The organism is Rhodoluna sp. (assembly GCF_024639375.1).
Taxonomy (GTDB): domain Bacteria; phylum Actinomycetota; class Actinomycetes; order Actinomycetales; family Microbacteriaceae; genus Rhodoluna.
Map to the genome: position 1 here is coordinate 101,668 of NZ_JAHEIM010000011.1, position 16,456 is coordinate 118,123.

14 protein-coding genes are annotated in these 16,456 nt (G+C 50.7%); 8 read left to right on the top strand and 6 right to left on the bottom strand.

Going from position 1 to position 16,456, the window contains the following annotated elements:
- Positions 1 to 4: 4 nt before the first annotated feature.
- The 4 genes from Q0L28_RS05105 to Q0L28_RS05120 all read right to left on the bottom strand — a co-directional run bounded on the left by Q0L28_RS05105 (position 5) and on the right by Q0L28_RS05120 (position 3,403).
- Positions 5 to 526, bottom strand: coding sequence for a hypothetical protein (locus Q0L28_RS05105; RefSeq protein ID WP_296632489.1), 522 nt, complete (start codon positions 524 to 526; stop codon positions 5 to 7).
- Between the two features lie 123 nt (positions 527 to 649).
- Entirely contained in the window at positions 650 to 1,963 is a 1,314-nt protein-coding gene (locus Q0L28_RS05110; RefSeq protein WP_296632491.1) for a hypothetical protein, read from the bottom strand.
- Positions 1,951 to 2,916, bottom strand: a complete 966-nt coding sequence (locus tag Q0L28_RS05115) for a bifunctional DNA primase/polymerase (protein ID WP_296632494.1) — start codon at positions 2,914 to 2,916, stop codon at positions 1,951 to 1,953. The genes Q0L28_RS05110 and Q0L28_RS05115 overlap by 13 nt, the downstream gene beginning before the upstream one ends.
- 310 nt (positions 2,917 to 3,226) lie before the next feature.
- Complete coding sequence (locus tag Q0L28_RS05120; protein WP_296632496.1) at positions 3,227 to 3,403, bottom strand: hypothetical protein; 177 nt, start codon at positions 3,401 to 3,403, stop codon at positions 3,227 to 3,229.
- A gap of 542 nt (positions 3,404 to 3,945) precedes the next feature.
- On the opposite strand from Q0L28_RS05120, the gene Q0L28_RS05125 reads away from it, so the two are divergent.
- The 4 genes from Q0L28_RS05125 (at position 3,946) to Q0L28_RS05140 (ending at position 8,057) form a co-directional block, all read left to right on the top strand.
- On the top strand, positions 3,946 to 4,761 hold the full coding sequence (locus tag Q0L28_RS05125; RefSeq protein WP_296632498.1) for an IPT/TIG domain-containing protein: 816 nt from the start codon (positions 3,946 to 3,948) through the stop codon (positions 4,759 to 4,761).
- A gap of 260 nt (positions 4,762 to 5,021) precedes the next feature.
- Positions 5,022 to 7,238: an NADP-dependent isocitrate dehydrogenase gene (locus Q0L28_RS05130; RefSeq protein ID WP_296632503.1), complete on the top strand. Its 2,217-nt coding sequence runs from the start codon at positions 5,022 to 5,024 to the stop codon at positions 7,236 to 7,238.
- 5 nt (positions 7,239 to 7,243) lie between these two features.
- A complete protein-coding gene (locus Q0L28_RS05135) occupies positions 7,244 to 7,579 on the top strand; it encodes a putative immunity protein (protein ID WP_296632506.1) in 336 nt (111 codons plus the stop codon).
- Between the two features lie 70 nt (positions 7,580 to 7,649).
- Complete coding sequence (locus Q0L28_RS05140; protein WP_296632509.1) at positions 7,650 to 8,057, top strand: hotdog domain-containing protein; 408 nt, start codon at positions 7,650 to 7,652, stop codon at positions 8,055 to 8,057.
- Between the two features lie 3 nt (positions 8,058 to 8,060).
- Here the strand turns inward: Q0L28_RS05140 and Q0L28_RS05145 are convergent, their stop codons facing one another.
- Together Q0L28_RS05145 and Q0L28_RS05150 are read right to left on the bottom strand one after the other, a co-directional pair.
- On the bottom strand, positions 8,061 to 9,770 hold the full coding sequence (locus tag Q0L28_RS05145) for a glycoside hydrolase family 13 protein (RefSeq protein WP_296632512.1): 1,710 nt from the start codon (positions 9,768 to 9,770) through the stop codon (positions 8,061 to 8,063).
- A 2-nt stretch (positions 9,771 to 9,772) separates the two neighbouring features.
- Entirely contained in the window at positions 9,773 to 11,476 is a 1,704-nt protein-coding gene (locus tag Q0L28_RS05150) for a glycoside hydrolase family 13 protein (protein WP_296632515.1), read from the bottom strand.
- A gap of 164 nt (positions 11,477 to 11,640) precedes the next feature.
- Here Q0L28_RS05150 and Q0L28_RS05155 point away from each other — a divergent pair, with 164 nt between their 5' ends.
- The 4 genes from Q0L28_RS05155 to Q0L28_RS05170 all read left to right on the top strand — a co-directional run.
- Positions 11,641 to 12,870 (top strand): extracellular solute-binding protein, encoded by a 1,230-nt coding sequence (locus Q0L28_RS05155; protein ID WP_296632517.1) that lies wholly within the window; start codon positions 11,641 to 11,643, stop codon positions 12,868 to 12,870.
- Between the two features lie 111 nt (positions 12,871 to 12,981).
- Positions 12,982 to 14,634, top strand: a complete 1,653-nt coding sequence (locus Q0L28_RS05160) for an ABC transporter permease subunit (protein ID WP_296632521.1) — start codon at positions 12,982 to 12,984, stop codon at positions 14,632 to 14,634.
- A gap of 2 nt (positions 14,635 to 14,636) precedes the next feature.
- On the top strand, positions 14,637 to 15,542 hold the full coding sequence (locus tag Q0L28_RS05165) for a sugar ABC transporter permease (RefSeq protein WP_296632525.1): 906 nt from the start codon (positions 14,637 to 14,639) through the stop codon (positions 15,540 to 15,542).
- 34 nt (positions 15,543 to 15,576) lie between these two features.
- On the top strand, positions 15,577 to 16,456 hold an 880-nt coding region (locus tag Q0L28_RS05170), incomplete at its 3' end, for an alpha-amylase family glycosyl hydrolase (protein WP_296632529.1).

Here is a 16,456-nt window from a genome sequence, read left to right on the forward strand (position 1 = left end):
TCTGCTAAATACGCGGTACTCGCGTCTCAAAGCGGTAAACACCTCCGTGCGCTGCAATGTGCAATGAAGTGTTTTTAGACAGGACATTATCAAGAATCTTCTGTGTCTGATTGCTTTCAGCAGAGACGCTAAACCACATGCCAGTGTCAAAACCAATTAGGTGCTTGATACCGCTCAATAAATGGTTTGACACCATGTGAGCTGCAGGGGTTCCAGCCATGGTTCGCGTCCACTTAGTTGAGGTCGGATGGTTGCGTTTATAAGAACGGCGTTCAAGCTCAGCGACATTTGCTTTGTTCTGGAGTCGCTTAGAAGCCTGGAGGCTAATCTCTACAGCTGCTGAACTTCTAGCGATAGACGCCTCAACTGCAAGCTCGTAGCGGTCTTCGTTCAATGTGTAGAACTTAACTTTGAATGAGGGGCCTGTTGAGATTAGGTCAGTAAACAGGTCTAAGAACTTATTCTCTGATGGCTCGCTAAATGTGTCGGCTGGAAGCCAAGCAATTGGAATGCGATTTGCATTCATTAGTTCACCTCCTTAGAGACTGGCCCAATGAAGCGGAACCTCTCCACATGTTCGTAAGAGGTCTTCATGGCAAATCCAACAACTTCTTGCAAACTTCCCAGCTCGTTTGGTTCAACATGTTTTTTAGTTTTCATTACTATCTTCTTTCTTGTTATTCGTTTCATTGATGATTGAGTTCAAGGCGGGCTCAATCAGGTCTCTATCGCGTCCAGAAATTTTTAGATTTAAGGCGCTCATGGGCTTCAAGTTGACGTCGTCGGTGCGTGGTCGAGAGAGGTCATATCCGCACTCCTTGGCGTGTTTCTTTAGGTTCTTTGCCACACGTTCAACGGCGTATAGGTATTTAGATTCGTCAGATGCGCCAAGCTTCACGCCTAGAATCGCGCCAGCTTTTCCAGCCTCTGTGCGGGCAGCTACGCTGAGCGCCCTCTTGATTGAGAAGTCGATTGCATTCGAGTGTTCGATTAGGTGACCCGCTAGGTGCCAATCCTCGATTACCAGGTAGTCGCGACCTTCTAGAGCCGCTAATACGCAAGCTGTTTTAGCTCTTGTCAGTAAGGTGTGCGAGCGTCCGTGTTCACGTAATCCTTCGTTAGCAAGGAAGTCCTCCTCTGCATGTGCAGCTTCCATCTCGGGTAAGGCTCGGAATTGCGGACGCATCGCGTCACCAGGACTTCCGAAGAGAGGAATCTTGAAAGGTTGTGGCATAGGAATAGTTGATGCAGACTCATAATCCGCTCGTGCGGTCGGATTGCTTGCATTCAAATTGAGCAAACGACTTGGCATGCCAGATGCCATCGATGCGTCGCTTCGAAATGGGTCGTTCTCTGGTTGCGCATTGAAAACTGTAATTGCACGGTATTTTCCAGCGGGTACTTCCTTGCCTTTCCCGCCAGCCAAAGTTCGGCCAAGGTAGTCGCCCGAATACATGCTCAGGTAAGTTGCCTCTAAAGTGCTTGAGTTCTGCTGCGCCTTACCTTTGTGGAATGAAATCTCGTCGTTGTAAAAAATGCGACAGTGATTAGGGTTTAGCCACTCTTCCGTCCAAACCTCCTTGCCTTCTTCGTTAATTTGCTTTACACGCACGTAAAAGGAATCGGGAATAGCTTCACCTGAACCTGCCTGTACAGGCGAAGGGCAACTCAAACCTAGGTCTTGGAAAACGAAATTATCTTGGGCAACTTTTCTGGCCGCTGATTTTCCACCGCCCGTCGCAGCGCTCATCAGGAAGAGCATGTTCAAGGAAGCTTTTCCTACTTCAGTCGCGTAAGTCGTCTCATAGCTGATTCGAGTTAGCATCCAAACCATTAGCCAGCCCAGAATTGCGTGAGGGGACTTACGAGTTTTACTAGCAACGAGTTTGACGCGCTTCAGAAGCGGTCTAGCGCCCCAAAACTCTTTTTCGGTATAGGTCATATCAGGTTTTAGTTCTGGCATGATTTGAAGTCCTTTCCAGCTACGTACTTGATTGCGTTTGTTAGCTCTGTCATTGGGTTAATCTCGTTGGTGTGAGCTAGGTAGATTTCGATAATCAGGTCAAAGACTCGGCGAGCGCCAAGTTCTCCACGGTTGAACTGAAGGTGATTGAGCTTGCCAAGCACTGAGAGAAGTTCGTCGTGGCCGATGTGCGGAGTTGCGCGTTCGTCCACCTGACTCCAAAACAGGTGCATGTGGAACGACATTTCAGAATCGTCTAGGGCATCAACCCAGTCCTCTGCAGAACCTGAATACGCCTGGTGACTTGAAGTGCCTGTGTGCGGAGAAGTCTTTATCTGAGTCTTCTTGGGATTCCTACTTGACGTCAGTAATGGTTCGTACCACTCGATAGGCAATTCGGAAATTTCCGCTGGTTGAGGAGGAGCGCACTCCTTGCCTTCAGGGTCGTACCATTTGTACTCGCCTCCTGTGTCGGGGTGGATAGAAGGCCACACACACGCGTATCGGTGGTGATTTTGAATTAACTCAACATCTCGATACGGCTGTGTTTCAAATTCGATTCCCGACTCAACTTTGTAAAAAAGGATTCGAGAGTATTGCTGTGGGCCTCGTGATGTTGAGGAGTATGTAGGAGGTAGGTCGCCAACTCGAACAATGTCTTCGAGCAGGTAGTCATAACCTTTTTTAAGTTCCCAGGTGCCGTCTTTACGCTTTTTCCAGTAGTGGTCTACGTCGATGCCGATGATTCCATTGGGCATTTTTAGGAGACAATTGCGGTCGGTATAGTTTTCCTCCCAAAAATCCATCTGCTCTGAAGTGGCAGTGTTGCCGCGTCCGAAAACCTTGGAAATTACTTCCGCTGGTTTCTTTGAATCAGGTGCAGGCTTTGAAGGGGCAACTACGTCCCAGCCCAAAGTGCGATAGAGGCGCGAGGCCTCTTTGTAGTTAGTCATTTGAGGGTTCCTTATGTTCTGGACATTTGGCCGTTTGGCCAAGCGTTTTGCGAATTCGCGCAATCGCGCCAAAAAATGAATAAAGAAAGAAAATCTTTCTTACTCTTTAGGGCAAGTACGCGAACCTCTGGCCAGTGTCCAAAGTGGCCAAATGGCCAAACTGTAAAGCTGGGAAGAGGGCGATGCTCCAGAAGAAAGAACCCTGATATAATTGAGGGAGCAGCTTCTGGCTTGTATTGATGTACTGGCTTAGTTCGGTTGTGAATGAAGGCCCTGGTTACCGCCAGGGTCTTTTTCTTTTTCTTTTTCTTTAGGCTTGGCCACGTTTTTCTCGAAGCGATTGGTCGTAATCAGCCCGCGTCACCCAATAGCGACGACCAACTTTGTACGAGCGCGGGCCCTCGCCCGTGCGGTTGTAGAGGTAGACGCTACTCAGGGGAACGTCCGAGTCTTCGGAAATCCATTTGAAATCCACGTTTTCGGACATTTGTCCTCCTTGTCTAAGTTGAAGCAGTTGTTCTAATAATAGCACTGGTTTCGGAGAGGGTCCCAAGTTCGAATTCAATTTCGCTAACTGCGAAGTCTTGCACATGCGTGTGCAATCTCTTGTGCTGCCGTCGGTGTCTCTAGACGTATCCCGATGCACTTAATGTGAATTGTCGCGTGAGAATTGGTCGCTCTAGGTGCGCAGTTGCTACAGTTTGTTCCTAGATGTTGTTAGGCGTGAGGGTGTTCGAATCCCTCACTAGCCACACGCTTGAAACCCCTGAGAAATCAGGGGTTTTTTGCTTGCTGACTGAGGAGTCGCATCAAACGAGGTTCTAGGTTCGTTTTCTATTCCGTTTACATTCCGTTTGACCCGACTCGCGGATGCTCCTCCAGGGGATTCACCGTGGCAAACGGTTCCTGCAGGTGTCGACGAACCAGATCGACTTCTATTGTTTTTGTAAACATTTTTGACCTTGCCAGTGCTTAGCACTCTTGGCTCGGTCAAACAAAAATTGAGTAGGCTAAGTCGCGGGGGTCCTAATGAACAGTAGTTCGATCAAATCAGCGAAACCAAGCAGGAGTTCATTGCTCCTAGCGGCAATCGTCTCATTGGTGTTGCTCACTGCAACCTTGCCAAGTTACCCGGCACAGGCAGCCTCTCTATCAATCCAGAGTTATTCGCCAAATGTAGCCTCTTCAGCTGGCGGCGACAAAATAGTTGTCACCGGTAAAGGCTTGGACAAAGTCACTCGGGTTCGCGTCGGTGGGGTGATTCTGTCGAAATTAACTAATCGCAGCAAGACAAAACTCGGTTTTGTGATGCCTCGGATGTCACAATCATGGCTGCAATATGGCGGATATGTAGGCATTGAGTTTATGCAGTCTGGAGCCTGGACCAAAGCAAGTCCGAAGTTTCTTTTGACGGCAACGCGAGAGAACACATTTGAATCCGCGGGTCTTGTCTTAAGGCTTCTAGAGACCAGTCAGCCTAGCTTTGTTCCACAGCAGAGCAGATACGGAGATCTGTTACCTAGCCCGGGCGCTCAGCTGCATGGGGTGAAGTTGAATGTATTGAACATGACCGATGAATGGGTTGATCTAACCTGCTCGTTCGAAGTTGAAGTGAAGGTCATCGACACCTCATTCCGGAGATTTAGCTATTTACCTAACCGACATAGGGTTGAAGGAAATCCAGGTTGCAATGTCTTCATGAACCCTGGATTCAGTGCAGATGCTCTTTGGGTTTTCGACGTTCCAACCCTTTTCAAAATCGTAGCCGTTGAAGTCAAGGCGGTAACCTTTGGTGGACCTGACCCTAGATCTTATTACTTCGCCTTCAAGACAGAGAACCCCTAGGTCACCGACTTTTTTATCGAGGACTCGGGCACGAAACCTATTTCGCACCCATCTGTAAATCAGCCGGCTCAGCCTTCGGGGGGTTCGAATCCCTCACTAGCCACATAAACAAAAAACCCGTCCGGTTGGGCGGGTTTTTTGCTCATCTGGCTTCTAGCGAGGGCAGCGACGAATCCCTCACTATCCAAAAGGCGCCTTAGGCCCAAAGGGTAGTCTTGAAGCACTAGTTGCAGACAAAGAGAATCGGAGAACCACGCGCCGTGCACGAATCGACCATTTATTACACCTACACCGATGAAGCCCCAGCACTTGCTACCGCTTCACTTTTGCCAATCGTTCAGGCATACGCCAAGGTGGCAAATGTAAACATCGAGACTCGTGACATCTCACTTGCGGGCCGAATTCTTGCCGTCTTTGGTGACCGCCTAAAAGAGAACCAGCGTGTGGGCGATGCGCTTGCCGAACTTGGTGCGCTTGCAAAAACTCCTGAAGCCAACATCATCAAGCTTCCAAACATCTCTGCATCTATTCCGCAACTAAAAGCAGCCATTGCTGAATTGCAGGCCCTCGGATTCGATCTTCCGGACTACCCAGACGAGCCGTCAACCGATGCCGACCGCGATGCACGCAGCCGTTATGACAAGGTCAAGGGCAGTGCCGTAAATCCAGTGCTTCGTGAAGGCAACAGCGACCGTCGCGCTCCACTGTCGGTCAAGGCTTACGCACGCAAGCACCCGCACCTGAACAAGCCTTTTGCTGCTGGTTCAAAAACGCGTGTTGCAACCATGGGGCACGACGACTTTTTCTCAAACGAAAAGTCAGTGGTTCTATCCGCAGCAGACGCGCTCACCATTCGCCACATTGCCGCTGATGGTTCAACAACCGACCTAAAAACCGGGCTCAAAGTTCTTGCCGGTGAAATTGTTGACGCAACCTTCATGAATGTTGCCGCTTTGGATGAGTTCCTGGCTGAAACACTAAAGCAAGCCAAGGCCGACGACGTTCTTTACTCTGTGCACTTGAAGGCAACCATGATGAAAGTGAGCGACCCAATTCTGTTTGGTCACGTGGTCAAGGTTTTCTTTGCCGATGTCTTTGCAAAGCACGGCTCAGCCCTTGAAGCAGCGGGTCTAAATGCCAACGACGGTCTAGGCGCAATTCTTGCTGGTCTTGCAAATGTTGCTGGAGCAGAACAGATCATCGCCGACTTCAATCAGCAGTTGTCTGTTGGCCCACGCGTGAGCTACGTGAACAGTGACAAGGGAATCACTAACCTGCATGTTCCGTCTGACGTAATTGTCGATGCATCGATGCCAGCGCTGGTTCGCAACGGTGGCAAGCTTTGGGGCGTAGACGGTTCTGAATCCGACACACTCGCAGTTATTCCAGACTCTTCATATGCCGGCGTTTACCAGGCCACCATCGAAGATGTAATCGAGAATGGTCCGCTAAACCCAGCAACTATCGGCTCGGTGCCAAACGTTGGTTTGATGGCCCAAGCCGCCGAAGAATACGGCAGCCACGACAAGACTTTCGAAATCAAATCTGCAGGTCGCGTTGATGTTGTCAACGCAAGCGGCGAAGTTCTAATTTCACACGAGGTTGCAAAGGGCGACATTTGGCGTGCGACTCAAACTAAGGATGAGCCGGTTCGTGACTGGGTCAAGCTTGCTGTGACTCGTGCTCGTGCAACAAATGTGCCAGCGATTTTCTGGCTAGACGCAGCACGCGCACACGATGCGAAATTAATTGCCAAGGTGAACCGATACCTAGGTGATCACGACACCAATGGTTTGACCATCGAGATCATGGAGCCTGCTGCTGCGACCAAGTATTCACTCGGTCGCATTCGCGAGGGCCTAGACACAATCTCAGTAACAGGCAACGTATTGCGCGACTACCTAACTGACTTGTTCCCGATTCTTGAAGTTGGCACCAGTGCAAAGATGTTGTCGATTGTTCCGTTGCTAAACGGCGGCGGTCTATTCGAGACCGGTGCTGGCGGTTCGGCGCCTAAGCACGTGCAGCAGTTCCTCGAAGAAAACTACCTTCGCTGGGATTCACTCGGCGAATTCTTTGCAATCGCCGCATCGTTCGAACACCTTGCAACAACCAAGGGCAACAGCAAGGCTCAAGTGCTTGCTGACACTCTTGACCGCGCCACCGGAACATTCTTGGAAGAAGATCGTTCACCTGGTCGCAAGATTGGCACCATCGACAACCGCGGCAGTCATTTCTACATCGGTCTTTACTGGGCGCAAGAATTGGCAGCACAAACTGCGGATGCTGAATTGGCTGCAAAGTTCGCCAACGTTGCCAAGACCCTAACCGATGCCGAATCAAAGATTGTTGAAGAGCTAATTGCGGTTCAGGGCAAGCCGGTAGAAATTGGCGGCTACTACCTACCAAACGCAGAACTAGTTCTTAAGGCGATGCGTCCTTCAGCAACCTTGAACCACGCAATCGACTCGCTGTAAAAAAGTTGTCACCAAGCACCGATCAACTTATTGCCGCCGAAGAAGCATTGGCTGCAGCTCGCGAGGTTTTGCCGATTTTTCTAGCCGTTGAACCTGGCGACGATAGACCTAGCAAAGCGCTCGATGCATTGGTCGCATGGATGAAGGGCAACGCCACCGTGGGCGAAGTGCGGCAGGCTGCTTTCGATGCTCACGAAGCAGCCAGGGATGTTTCAGACTTACCCGCGCGTTATGCAGCGCGCTCTTGCGGCCAGGCGGCATCCGTGGCACACGTTATTACTCACGCACCGCACGCAATTCGATACGCACAAAAGGCAAAAGCTGAACTAGCCGCTGAGTAATTGGGGCTACCCAGGCGGCGGGGTTGCGGATACTATGTATTAACAAACTATCCAAAGCAAAGGTGCCTTGATGTCTGAAATTGAATTCACCACCCGCAAATGGGTGCGCCCCGAAGACCTAAACGCCAACGGCACTTTGTTTGGTGGCAGCCTGCTCAAGTGGATCGACGAAGAAGCCACCATCTATGCAATTCTGCAATTGGGCAACCGTCGAGTGGTGACCAAGATCATTTCCGAAATCAACTTTGTCGCATCGGCAATCACTGGCGACCTAATTGAGATGGGTCTGGTTGCAACAAAGTTTGGCACCACATCAATCACGATGCGCGCCGAGGTGCGCAACATGGTTACCCGCAAAAATATTTTGACCGTGGATCACATCGTGTTTGTTGGTCTCGATAAAGAAGGCCGCCCGATGCCACACGGCTACACAACCGCGACCACTGATCGCGATCGTATGCCGCTAGAGCACGACTAGTTTTTAGTTAGTGGCGTTTTCTTCGATGTCGAGTGCCAAAATCCAAACAGTTTGATCTGCAGCAAGTGCGTGACCTTCGGTCATGCCATGCAAACTCGAAGCCAAGATTTTGCCAGCAGGCAAGTCGATTGGTTCGTGACCAAAGTTGTGAATCACAACTACGTCGCCGTTTCTAAAACCAAGCACGTTGTCGCCAACATAACCCGGCAACCACTCGAATGAGCCTTCGCCAATAGCAAGTTCTTTGCGCAACTTCAATGCGTGTTTGTAAAGCTCAAGAGTTGAACCCTCAACGCCTTCTTGCTGATCGCGTGAATACTTCGCATAAATTTCTGGCTGCGGCAACCATGCTTTGCCGGTCGAGTTGAACCCGTTTGCTGCACCAACGCCAGATTCCCAAGGCAGTGGCACACGGCAACCATCGCGACCAACGCGCACACCGTTGGTGCGTGCATAGGTTGGGTCTTGCCTATATTCAGGCGCAAGAGTGGTGTGCTCTGGCAAACCAAGTTCTTCACCTTGGTACAAATACATCGAACCCGGCAGCGCAAGTGTGAACAAAGTTGCCGCGCGTGCGCGACGCAAACCTAGTTCGCGATCTGGCTGTGGGTCATTAGGGCCAATGCCATCCGAGGCAGTTGGTCGACCCTTAACGCCACCCATGCGAGTGGCGTGACGAATGATGTCGTGATTTGAAAGCACCCAGGTTGAAGGTGCGCCTACCGAATCAAACGCATCAAAGGATTCGTTGATTGAGTTGAACAGAATCTCTGGCTTCCACTCTGAATCTAAGAAGCGGAAGTTGAAAGTTTGGTTGAACTCATCTGGTCGAACCCAAAGAGCCATGAATGAAAGTGGCAGCACGTATGCCTCACCGCACATCGCACGCTCGCCAGGGTAGCTCTGGAGAATTGCACGCCACTTTCTGAAGATTGGGTGCACCGATTCTTGGAACCACATCGGTGGTGACGCTTCGCCTTCAATAAAGCCGGCTCCCGCGCGATCAACATCTGGGTGGTCTGGCAGGCCAGGAGCCTTGCCCATTGCATGAGGTTGGTCAACGCGGAAACCGTCAACACCGCGGTCTAGCCAGAAACGAAGAATGTCTTCGAATGCTTCTTGAACCTTTGGATTTTCCCAGTTCAAATCAGGTTGCGATGAATCGAACAGGTGGCAATACCATTCGCCAGGTGTGCCATCTGAGTTTGTGGTGCGAGTCCAAGCTGGGCCGCCAAACATAGACAGCCAGTTGTTTGGGGGCAATTCACCGTTTGCACCCTTGCCATCTTTGAAGTGATAGAAAGCGCGTTCTGCAGAACCCGGTGCCGCAGCAAGGGCTGCTTGAAACCATTTGTGTTGATCGCTGGTGTGGTTAGGCACAAGGTCAACCAAAACTCGAATGTCAAATTCGTGTGCACGGGCAACCATCGCATCGAAGTCATCGAGATTGCCAAACAGCGGGTCAACGTCGGTGTAGTCACTAACGTCGTAGCCAGCATCTTTTTGCGGCGAACGCATAAATGGTGACAACCAAATTGCATCAATGCCGAGTGCTGCAAGTGAATCTAATCGCGAAGTGATGCCGGGCAGGTCACCCATGCCGTCGCCATTTGAATCAGCAAACGATCGCGGGTACACCTGATAAATGACGGCAGCTCGCCACCATTCTTTTCCGTAGTTAGCAGAGTGACGAGCCGCAGTCGAAATATCCATGACTACAACTTAATCCATGCAACTTGGTCGTGTTCAAGCACGCCTTCGATGGTTAGGTCGTGCTGGGTGGTCACCAGCAGTTCACCCTCAGGCAATGCAAATGCATCGCCACCAAAGTTTGCAATCACGAGCACACCGTTGTTCACATAAGCCAATGTGTGGTCGTCTTGATACTCCGGTGCCCAACGCATTGCACCAGCACCAAGACCCTCGGCCTTGCGAACCTTCAGCAGTCGCTTATAAAGCTCAAGAGTTGAACCAGGGATGCCCTCTTGCAAATCACGCGAGAACACTCGGTAGTTATCTGGCTGAGGCAACCAAGATTTTCCGGTGGTGTTGAATCCGTTTGCGGCGCCCACTCCAGCTTCCCAAGGCAGCGGCACACGGCAGCCGTCGCGGCCAATTCGCTCACCCTTGGTGCGTGCATAGGTTGGGTCTTGTCGGTACTTACCCTCAAGCTGCCAAGCCTCTGGCAAGCCCAGTTCCTCACCTTGGTAAAGGTAAGAAGAACCAGGCAGACCCAGCATGAACGAGGTTGCGGCACGAGCGCGACGAAGGCCTAGTGCTTCATCGGGCATCGGGTCGGTTGGGTGAATTCCATCGCCAGGTCGCGGAGTGTTTTCCGGGGCAATGCCCAGTCGGGTGGCGTGACGAATTCCATCGTGGTTCGAAAGAACCCAAGTGCTTGAGGCACCAACTCTGGCGTACTCAACAATCGAGTCGGTGACGATTTTTTGAATCGCATAAGGCTCGTAGGCGCTGTGCATGTAGTCAAAGTTGAATGACTGGTGGTACTCATCCGGGCGCACCCACATTGCCAATCTTGGCAACGGGCTCATCGAAGCCTCGGCGCACATTGCACGGTCATCAAACTCGTCGATCACGCGGCGAAAGCGGCGAATGGCATCGTGCACACCAGGCTGGCCCCAATAAGGCACAGCCAATTCAGCTTCTTCAAGCGTCAAGTTAGAAATTGAACGCTCACGTAAGTTTTCGTCGTAAATCGTGGCATCAGGCAAACCATCACGCTTGACCATTCCGTGCGCAACATCTACTCGGAAACCATCGACGCCCTTTTTCAACCAGAATCTCAAGATCTCATCGAACTCGTTTGGAACCTCAGGATTGTTCCAATTTAGGTCAGGCTGTGTCGAGTCAAAAAGGTGCAGGTACCACTGGCCAGGTGTGCCATCGGCGTTAGTGGTGCGCGACCAAGCCGGGCCGCCAAAAATTGACTGCCAGTTGTTCGGGGGCAATTCGCCGTTTTCGCCCTTGCCATCTTTGAAGTGGTAATAATCGCGTTCGATTGAACCCTCGGATGCCTTCAGCGCTGCTTGAAACCATGCATGCTGATCGCTCGTGTGGTTTGGCACGATGTCAACGATGATTCGAATGCCAAGTTTTTTTGCCTTCGCCAACAGCACATCGAAATCTTCGTTGGTGCCAAAAATTGGGTCGATCTGTCGGTAGTCGCTGATGTCGTAACCGGCATCTTTTTGCGGTGACTTGAAAAATGGCGAGAACCAAATTGCATCAATGCCAAGTGTTGCCAATGAATCGAGTCGTTCGGTGATGCCTTTGAGGTCACCCATTCCGTCGCCATCAAAGTCTGCAAAACTGCGCGGATAAATCTGATAAATAACCGCGGTGCGCCACCATTCGGCGCTCGGATTTGCTGTGGTTAGGAAGTAATTTGTTGTAGGCATGCGCAAAAGCCTATACAAACTAACCGCTTTGTAAGTTGTTATGTAAGCGTTATCGGTTTGGGCCCTTTTCGGTTTGTGCAAACGCTTGCAGAAGTAGTGGAATGTTTAGGCCTGCCTTAACGGCAGATTAACAAATCTAGATTTCGCAACGAAAGGTGAAATTAGTGAAAATCACAAAGCGCGGCATTGTTGCCGCTGTTGCATCTGCAGCCCTATTGCTGACCGGTGTTGCTACCGTTCCAGCTCAGGCTGCAACTGCTGCAAAGACAGTGACCATCTGGTCAGGTGCCGAGACTATTGCCGGCAACCCAATTCACAAGACCCTTCAGGCATTCGCTAAGAAGAGCGGCTTGACAATCAATATCGTCTTGAAGCCAGGTGCAGGTGTTCTTCGCCAGGCCCTCATTTCAGCTATCCCAACCGGCAAGGGCCCAGACCTAGCCATTGGTGCTCACGACTGGACTGGTCAGCTTGTTGCTGCGGGTCTAGTTGCTCCTGTTTCACTTGGTGCAGAGAACAAGAACTTCTCAGCTGCAATCAAGTCAGGTTTCACAGTTGGCGGCAAGCTTTACGGTGTTCCAACCTGGACTGAGAACATCGCTCTTTACTGGAACAAGTCAAAGGCTCCAAGCCCAGTTGGCAAGTCACTTCAGTCACTGATCGACTCAACCAACGGTTTCAGCACCAACTTCACCAAAGATGGTGGCGACCCTTACCACTTCTCATCATTCGCTAGCTCATTTGGACTAACCCTGTTCACCCGCGACGGTGCAGAGTGGACCAAGAACATTGGTTATGACGAAGCTGGTGCAGACAAGTACGTGGCTTGGTTGAAGGCCAACGGCAGCAAGTTGATCATGCCTGCAAACGGCTGGGACGACATGGCTTGTAACGTTCAGAAGGGCCGCTATGTAATCTCAGGTCCTTGGTTGATCGGCCACATCTCAGACAAGATCTCAGGCTGTTCAGCATCACCAATCACTCGTGAAGAAATTGGTGTTACCAACATCCCTTCAGCCGGTGGCAAGACTGTTCACCAGTTCTCAGGTGTTTACGGTGTTTGGAAGTCTGTAAAGGTTGCTAAGAAGTCAAACGCAATCGCTGTAGGTCAGGTGCTTGCTTACCTTGCATCGCCAACCGCTCAGCTAGCTTTCTACACTGACGCAAAGAACATTCCTGCAAGCCAGGCTGCTGTGGCAAAGGTTACTGACCCACTGCTAAAGGCCTTTGGTATCGCAGGTAAGAACGCTTACCCAATGCCTTCTTACTCATTCATGGACACCGTTTGGGACAAGGTCGGTAAGGCTGAAGCCGGAGTTGCTTTCGGTGGCAAGTCAGAAGCTTGGTACTACTCAGTTATCAAGGCTGGTCAAACAGCTATTGCTGGCAAGTAATACCTAGAAGCAAAAGTGCAGGGCCAGAGCAAACCGTTCTGGCCCTGCACTATTTCTAGTTAGATTTATATCAGTTTCGAATTGGGCCGCTGCAAGAAAGATTTAAAAAAAATGAGCAAAGTAGATGAGCAGGCCGTAGCACCAGTGAGTGCACGCAAAAAGAAAAATAACGATGCCATGCACTATGGCTCAAAACAGAGCTTGACCTCGATCATCGTCAAGATATTCTTGCTTGGCATCATCGACTCAATCTCTGTATTCGTTGGAATGCTGCTGATTGCACAAGGCCAGTTCTGGGCAACTGTTGTGCTGGGTGCAGCCACGCTAATAATCAACTGGATTTATCTGCGCAAGGGCGGCATCGCTGCAAAGTACCTTGCCCCAGGTGTCATTTTTCTTCTCGTATTTCAGGTTTATGTAGTTTTCTTCAGCGGCTACATTTCGTTCACAAATTACAGTGACGGTAACAACGGCTCTATGGCCGATGCTTTGGATTCAATTCAGCAGGCGGCAGTTGTTCCGGTAGACGGCGGCCCTACCTATGACCTAAAGGTCGTTAAGAACGAGGCCAACGGTGACCTTGAGTTCTTGGCCACCGACTACGACACCACCGACGTGTTTCTTGGTGGCACAGACTTTTCAAAAGAACCATTCCACCAAATCACCGAGACCGATGGCCTAAAAATTGGTGACGACGGCTATGCCGCTTCGGTTGACGGTTTCAAGACTTTGACTTTGGATGAGATCTCGGCTCGTGGTGAAGAAATCACCAGCATGCGAGTGCCAATCTCGGCAGACCCTGCAGCGCCATTCTTGATTACCACCGATGGTATGAGTGCTGAGCAGAATGCTATCGATGCGGTTTATGACGCTAAGACCGAAACCATAACTCGCTTGAGCGACGGCGTTAAGTTCAAGGCAAACCAGAGCACTGGTTTCTTTGAGTCGACCACCACAGATGAGAAATATGAGACTGGTTGGCGCGTAAATGTTGGTTTCCAGAACTACACCACAATCTTTAGCGATGAGACTCTTCGTGGCCCGCTGCTTGGCATCTTGCTATGGACCTTGGTCTTCGCGGCCTCGTCGGTGATCGGCACATTCATTATTGGTTTGGCACTAGCGTTCTTGTTCAACTCTGAAAAACTTCGGGGCAAAAAGATTTATCGTGCTCTCATCATCCTTCCTTACGCGTTCCCAGCATTCCTTTCGGCTTATGTGTGGAAGGGTATGTTCCAAACTGAAAACGGCTTTATCAACCAGCAATTGGCAGGGTTAGGCATTGACCCAATTGCATGGTTGCAACAAGAAGGCACAGCTCGATGGGCCGTGCTGCTCGTGAACCTCTGGCTGGGTTTCCCATACATGTTCTTGATTTCAACCGGTGCGCTTCAGGCAATTCCTGGTGAACTAACCGAGTCTGCGACCATCGACGGCGCATCACCATGGCAGCAACTTCGATTGATTAAGTTGCCACTGTTGTTGATCTCACTTTCACCGTTGTTGATTTCATCGTTCGCGTTTAACTTCAACAACTTCACACTCATCTATCTGATTACCGGGGGTGGGCCGGCCGGTGACGCAACCTTGCCGGTTGACGTGGGTGGCACCGACTTGCTAATTACCTTCGTCTACAAGTTGGCGTTCAAGGGCGGTCAAGACTACGGATTGGCCTCGGCATTCTCTGTTTTGATCTTCATCTTGATCGGAACAATTTCTTACCTAGGCTTCAGACGCACTCGTTCACTAGAGGAGATGGCATAACCATGACTACAGCAGAAGTTAAAGCTATGGCGGCCTTGCACCCACAAAAGAAAAAGTCTTTTGGCCGCTGGTTTCGTGAGGTAGGTTGGCGCCACCTCGTGGCTTGGGTAGTAATCCTTTACGCGATCTTCCCAATTCTTTACATCTTGTCTACATCGCTAAGCAACGATGGTTCGATTCAGAATGGAACCCTGTTTGGTGCATTCAACCTGAGCAACTACGCCGAGCTTTTCACTTCCAAGGATTACCCATTCCTAACTTGGGCTTGGAACACTGTTTACATTGCGTCGATTGTTGCCGTGGTGAGTGTGTTCATGAGCGCGTTGGCTGCGTATGCGTTTAGCCGCTTGCGCTTTGCTGGCCGTCGTGTTGGTTTGCTCAGCTTGATTTTGATTCAGATGTTCCCTTCGATTCTTGGCTTGGTTGCCATCTTCGGCATGTTGAGCACCTTGACCGACTTCTTGCCTGCAATTGGTCTTGGCACTCACGCCGGTTTGATCTTGGTTTACCTTGGTGGCTCACTAGGCGCCGGCACCTACTTGATGTATGGCTTCTTCAATACCGTGCCAATCGAAATCGACGAAGCTGCCCGCATGGACGGCGCATCACACGCACAGATCTTCTTCACAATCATCTTGCGTTTGGTGGCACCTATCCTGGCGGTTATGGCCCTTCTGTCATTCATTGGCACCACCAGCGACTTTGTATTGGCTTCGATCGTGCTCGAAAAGCAGGAGTCACTAACTTTGGCGGTTGGTCTTGGTGGCCTCATCGGAAACCCATTCTCTAAGGACTGGGCAATGTTCTCGGCTGGTGCTGTTCTGGCAGCTACTCCAATCGTGATCTTGTTTATTGCCCTTCAGAAGTACATCGTTTCTGGCTTGGTTGGCGGCGCTGTAAAGGGTTAATCTGCCCTTTACATTGCTGCGCTAGGTTGACGCTATGACCAAGTTGCCGATTGCCCTTCGCCCGCACCACGATGGCTCAGCGCTATACGTGTTGAACCAAGCACCCAAGCTGCTCGACAAAGTTCGCATTCGCATTCGACTGCACTCAGCAATCGGTGCGGTGGCCGAGGTGCGAGTGCGCGCCAGCGAGAGTGGCGAGGCATTTTTTGGCAAGCCGGCCAAGGTTGTGGCAATGCAGGGCAACTGGGCTTGGTATGAAACCACCATCGTGATGCAGAATCCGAAGGTTGATTACCGCTGGATGATCAAGCTTGTCAACGGTCAAATTCTTTGGGTGAATGCGCTTGGTTTGCACAAGCTAGACCAACCAGATATCAACAACTTTCGAATCAACACCTTCTCTAGCGCACCGGCTTGGGGCCCTAAGGCCGTTGTCTATGAAGTCTTTCCAGATCGCTTCGCTCGTTCGGCAAAAGCCGATGCGCACCCAACACCAAGCTGGGCAATCAAAGCCAACTGGGGCGACAAAGTCATTGGCTCTGGTGCTGGCGTTAGCGAACAATTTTTTGGTGGCGATCTCTGGGGTGCCATCGAACACCTTGACCACCTAAAAAAACTTGGCGTCAATGTTTTATATTTGACCCCGATTTTTCCGGCGCATTCAAACCACCGTTACAACGCCAGTTCGTTTGATCACGTTGACCCGCTGCTTGGTGGCGACGAAGCGTTGATCGCTTTGGTAGAAGCCGCACACAAACTTGGCCTCAAGGTTATTGGCGATCTGACTTCAAACCACTCTGGTGACACTCACGAATGGTTCAAGGCGGCGCACAAAAATCCGAAGGCACTTGAATCTGAGTTTTATTACTTCACCGACGGCAACACAAAATATGACGCCTGGTTTGGTTACCCGA

Coding starts and splice junctions, on each gene's coding strand:
- Q0L28_RS05105 (WP_296632489.1), bottom strand. CDS start 526: ATGAATGCAAATCGCATTCCAATTGCTTGGCTTCCAGCCGACACATTT.
- Q0L28_RS05110 (WP_296632491.1), bottom strand. CDS start 1,963: ATGCCAGAACTAAAACCTGATATGACCTATACCGAAAAAGAGTTTTGG.
- Q0L28_RS05115 (WP_296632494.1), bottom strand. CDS start 2,916: ATGACTAACTACAAAGAGGCCTCGCGCCTCTATCGCACTTTGGGCTGG.
- Q0L28_RS05120 (WP_296632496.1), bottom strand. CDS start 3,403: ATGTCCGAAAACGTGGATTTCAAATGGATTTCCGAAGACTCGGACGTT.
- Q0L28_RS05125 (WP_296632498.1), top strand. CDS start 3,946: ATGAACAGTAGTTCGATCAAATCAGCGAAACCAAGCAGGAGTTCATTG.
- Q0L28_RS05140 (WP_296632509.1), top strand. CDS start 7,650: ATGTCTGAAATTGAATTCACCACCCGCAAATGGGTGCGCCCCGAAGAC.
- Q0L28_RS05145 (WP_296632512.1), bottom strand. CDS start 9,770: ATGGATATTTCGACTGCGGCTCGTCACTCTGCTAACTACGGAAAAGAA.
- Q0L28_RS05150 (WP_296632515.1), bottom strand. CDS start 11,476: ATGCCTACAACAAATTACTTCCTAACCACAGCAAATCCGAGCGCCGAA.
- Q0L28_RS05160 (WP_296632521.1), top strand. CDS start 12,982: ATGAGCAAAGTAGATGAGCAGGCCGTAGCACCAGTGAGTGCACGCAAA.
- Q0L28_RS05165 (WP_296632525.1), top strand. CDS start 14,637: ATGACTACAGCAGAAGTTAAAGCTATGGCGGCCTTGCACCCACAAAAG.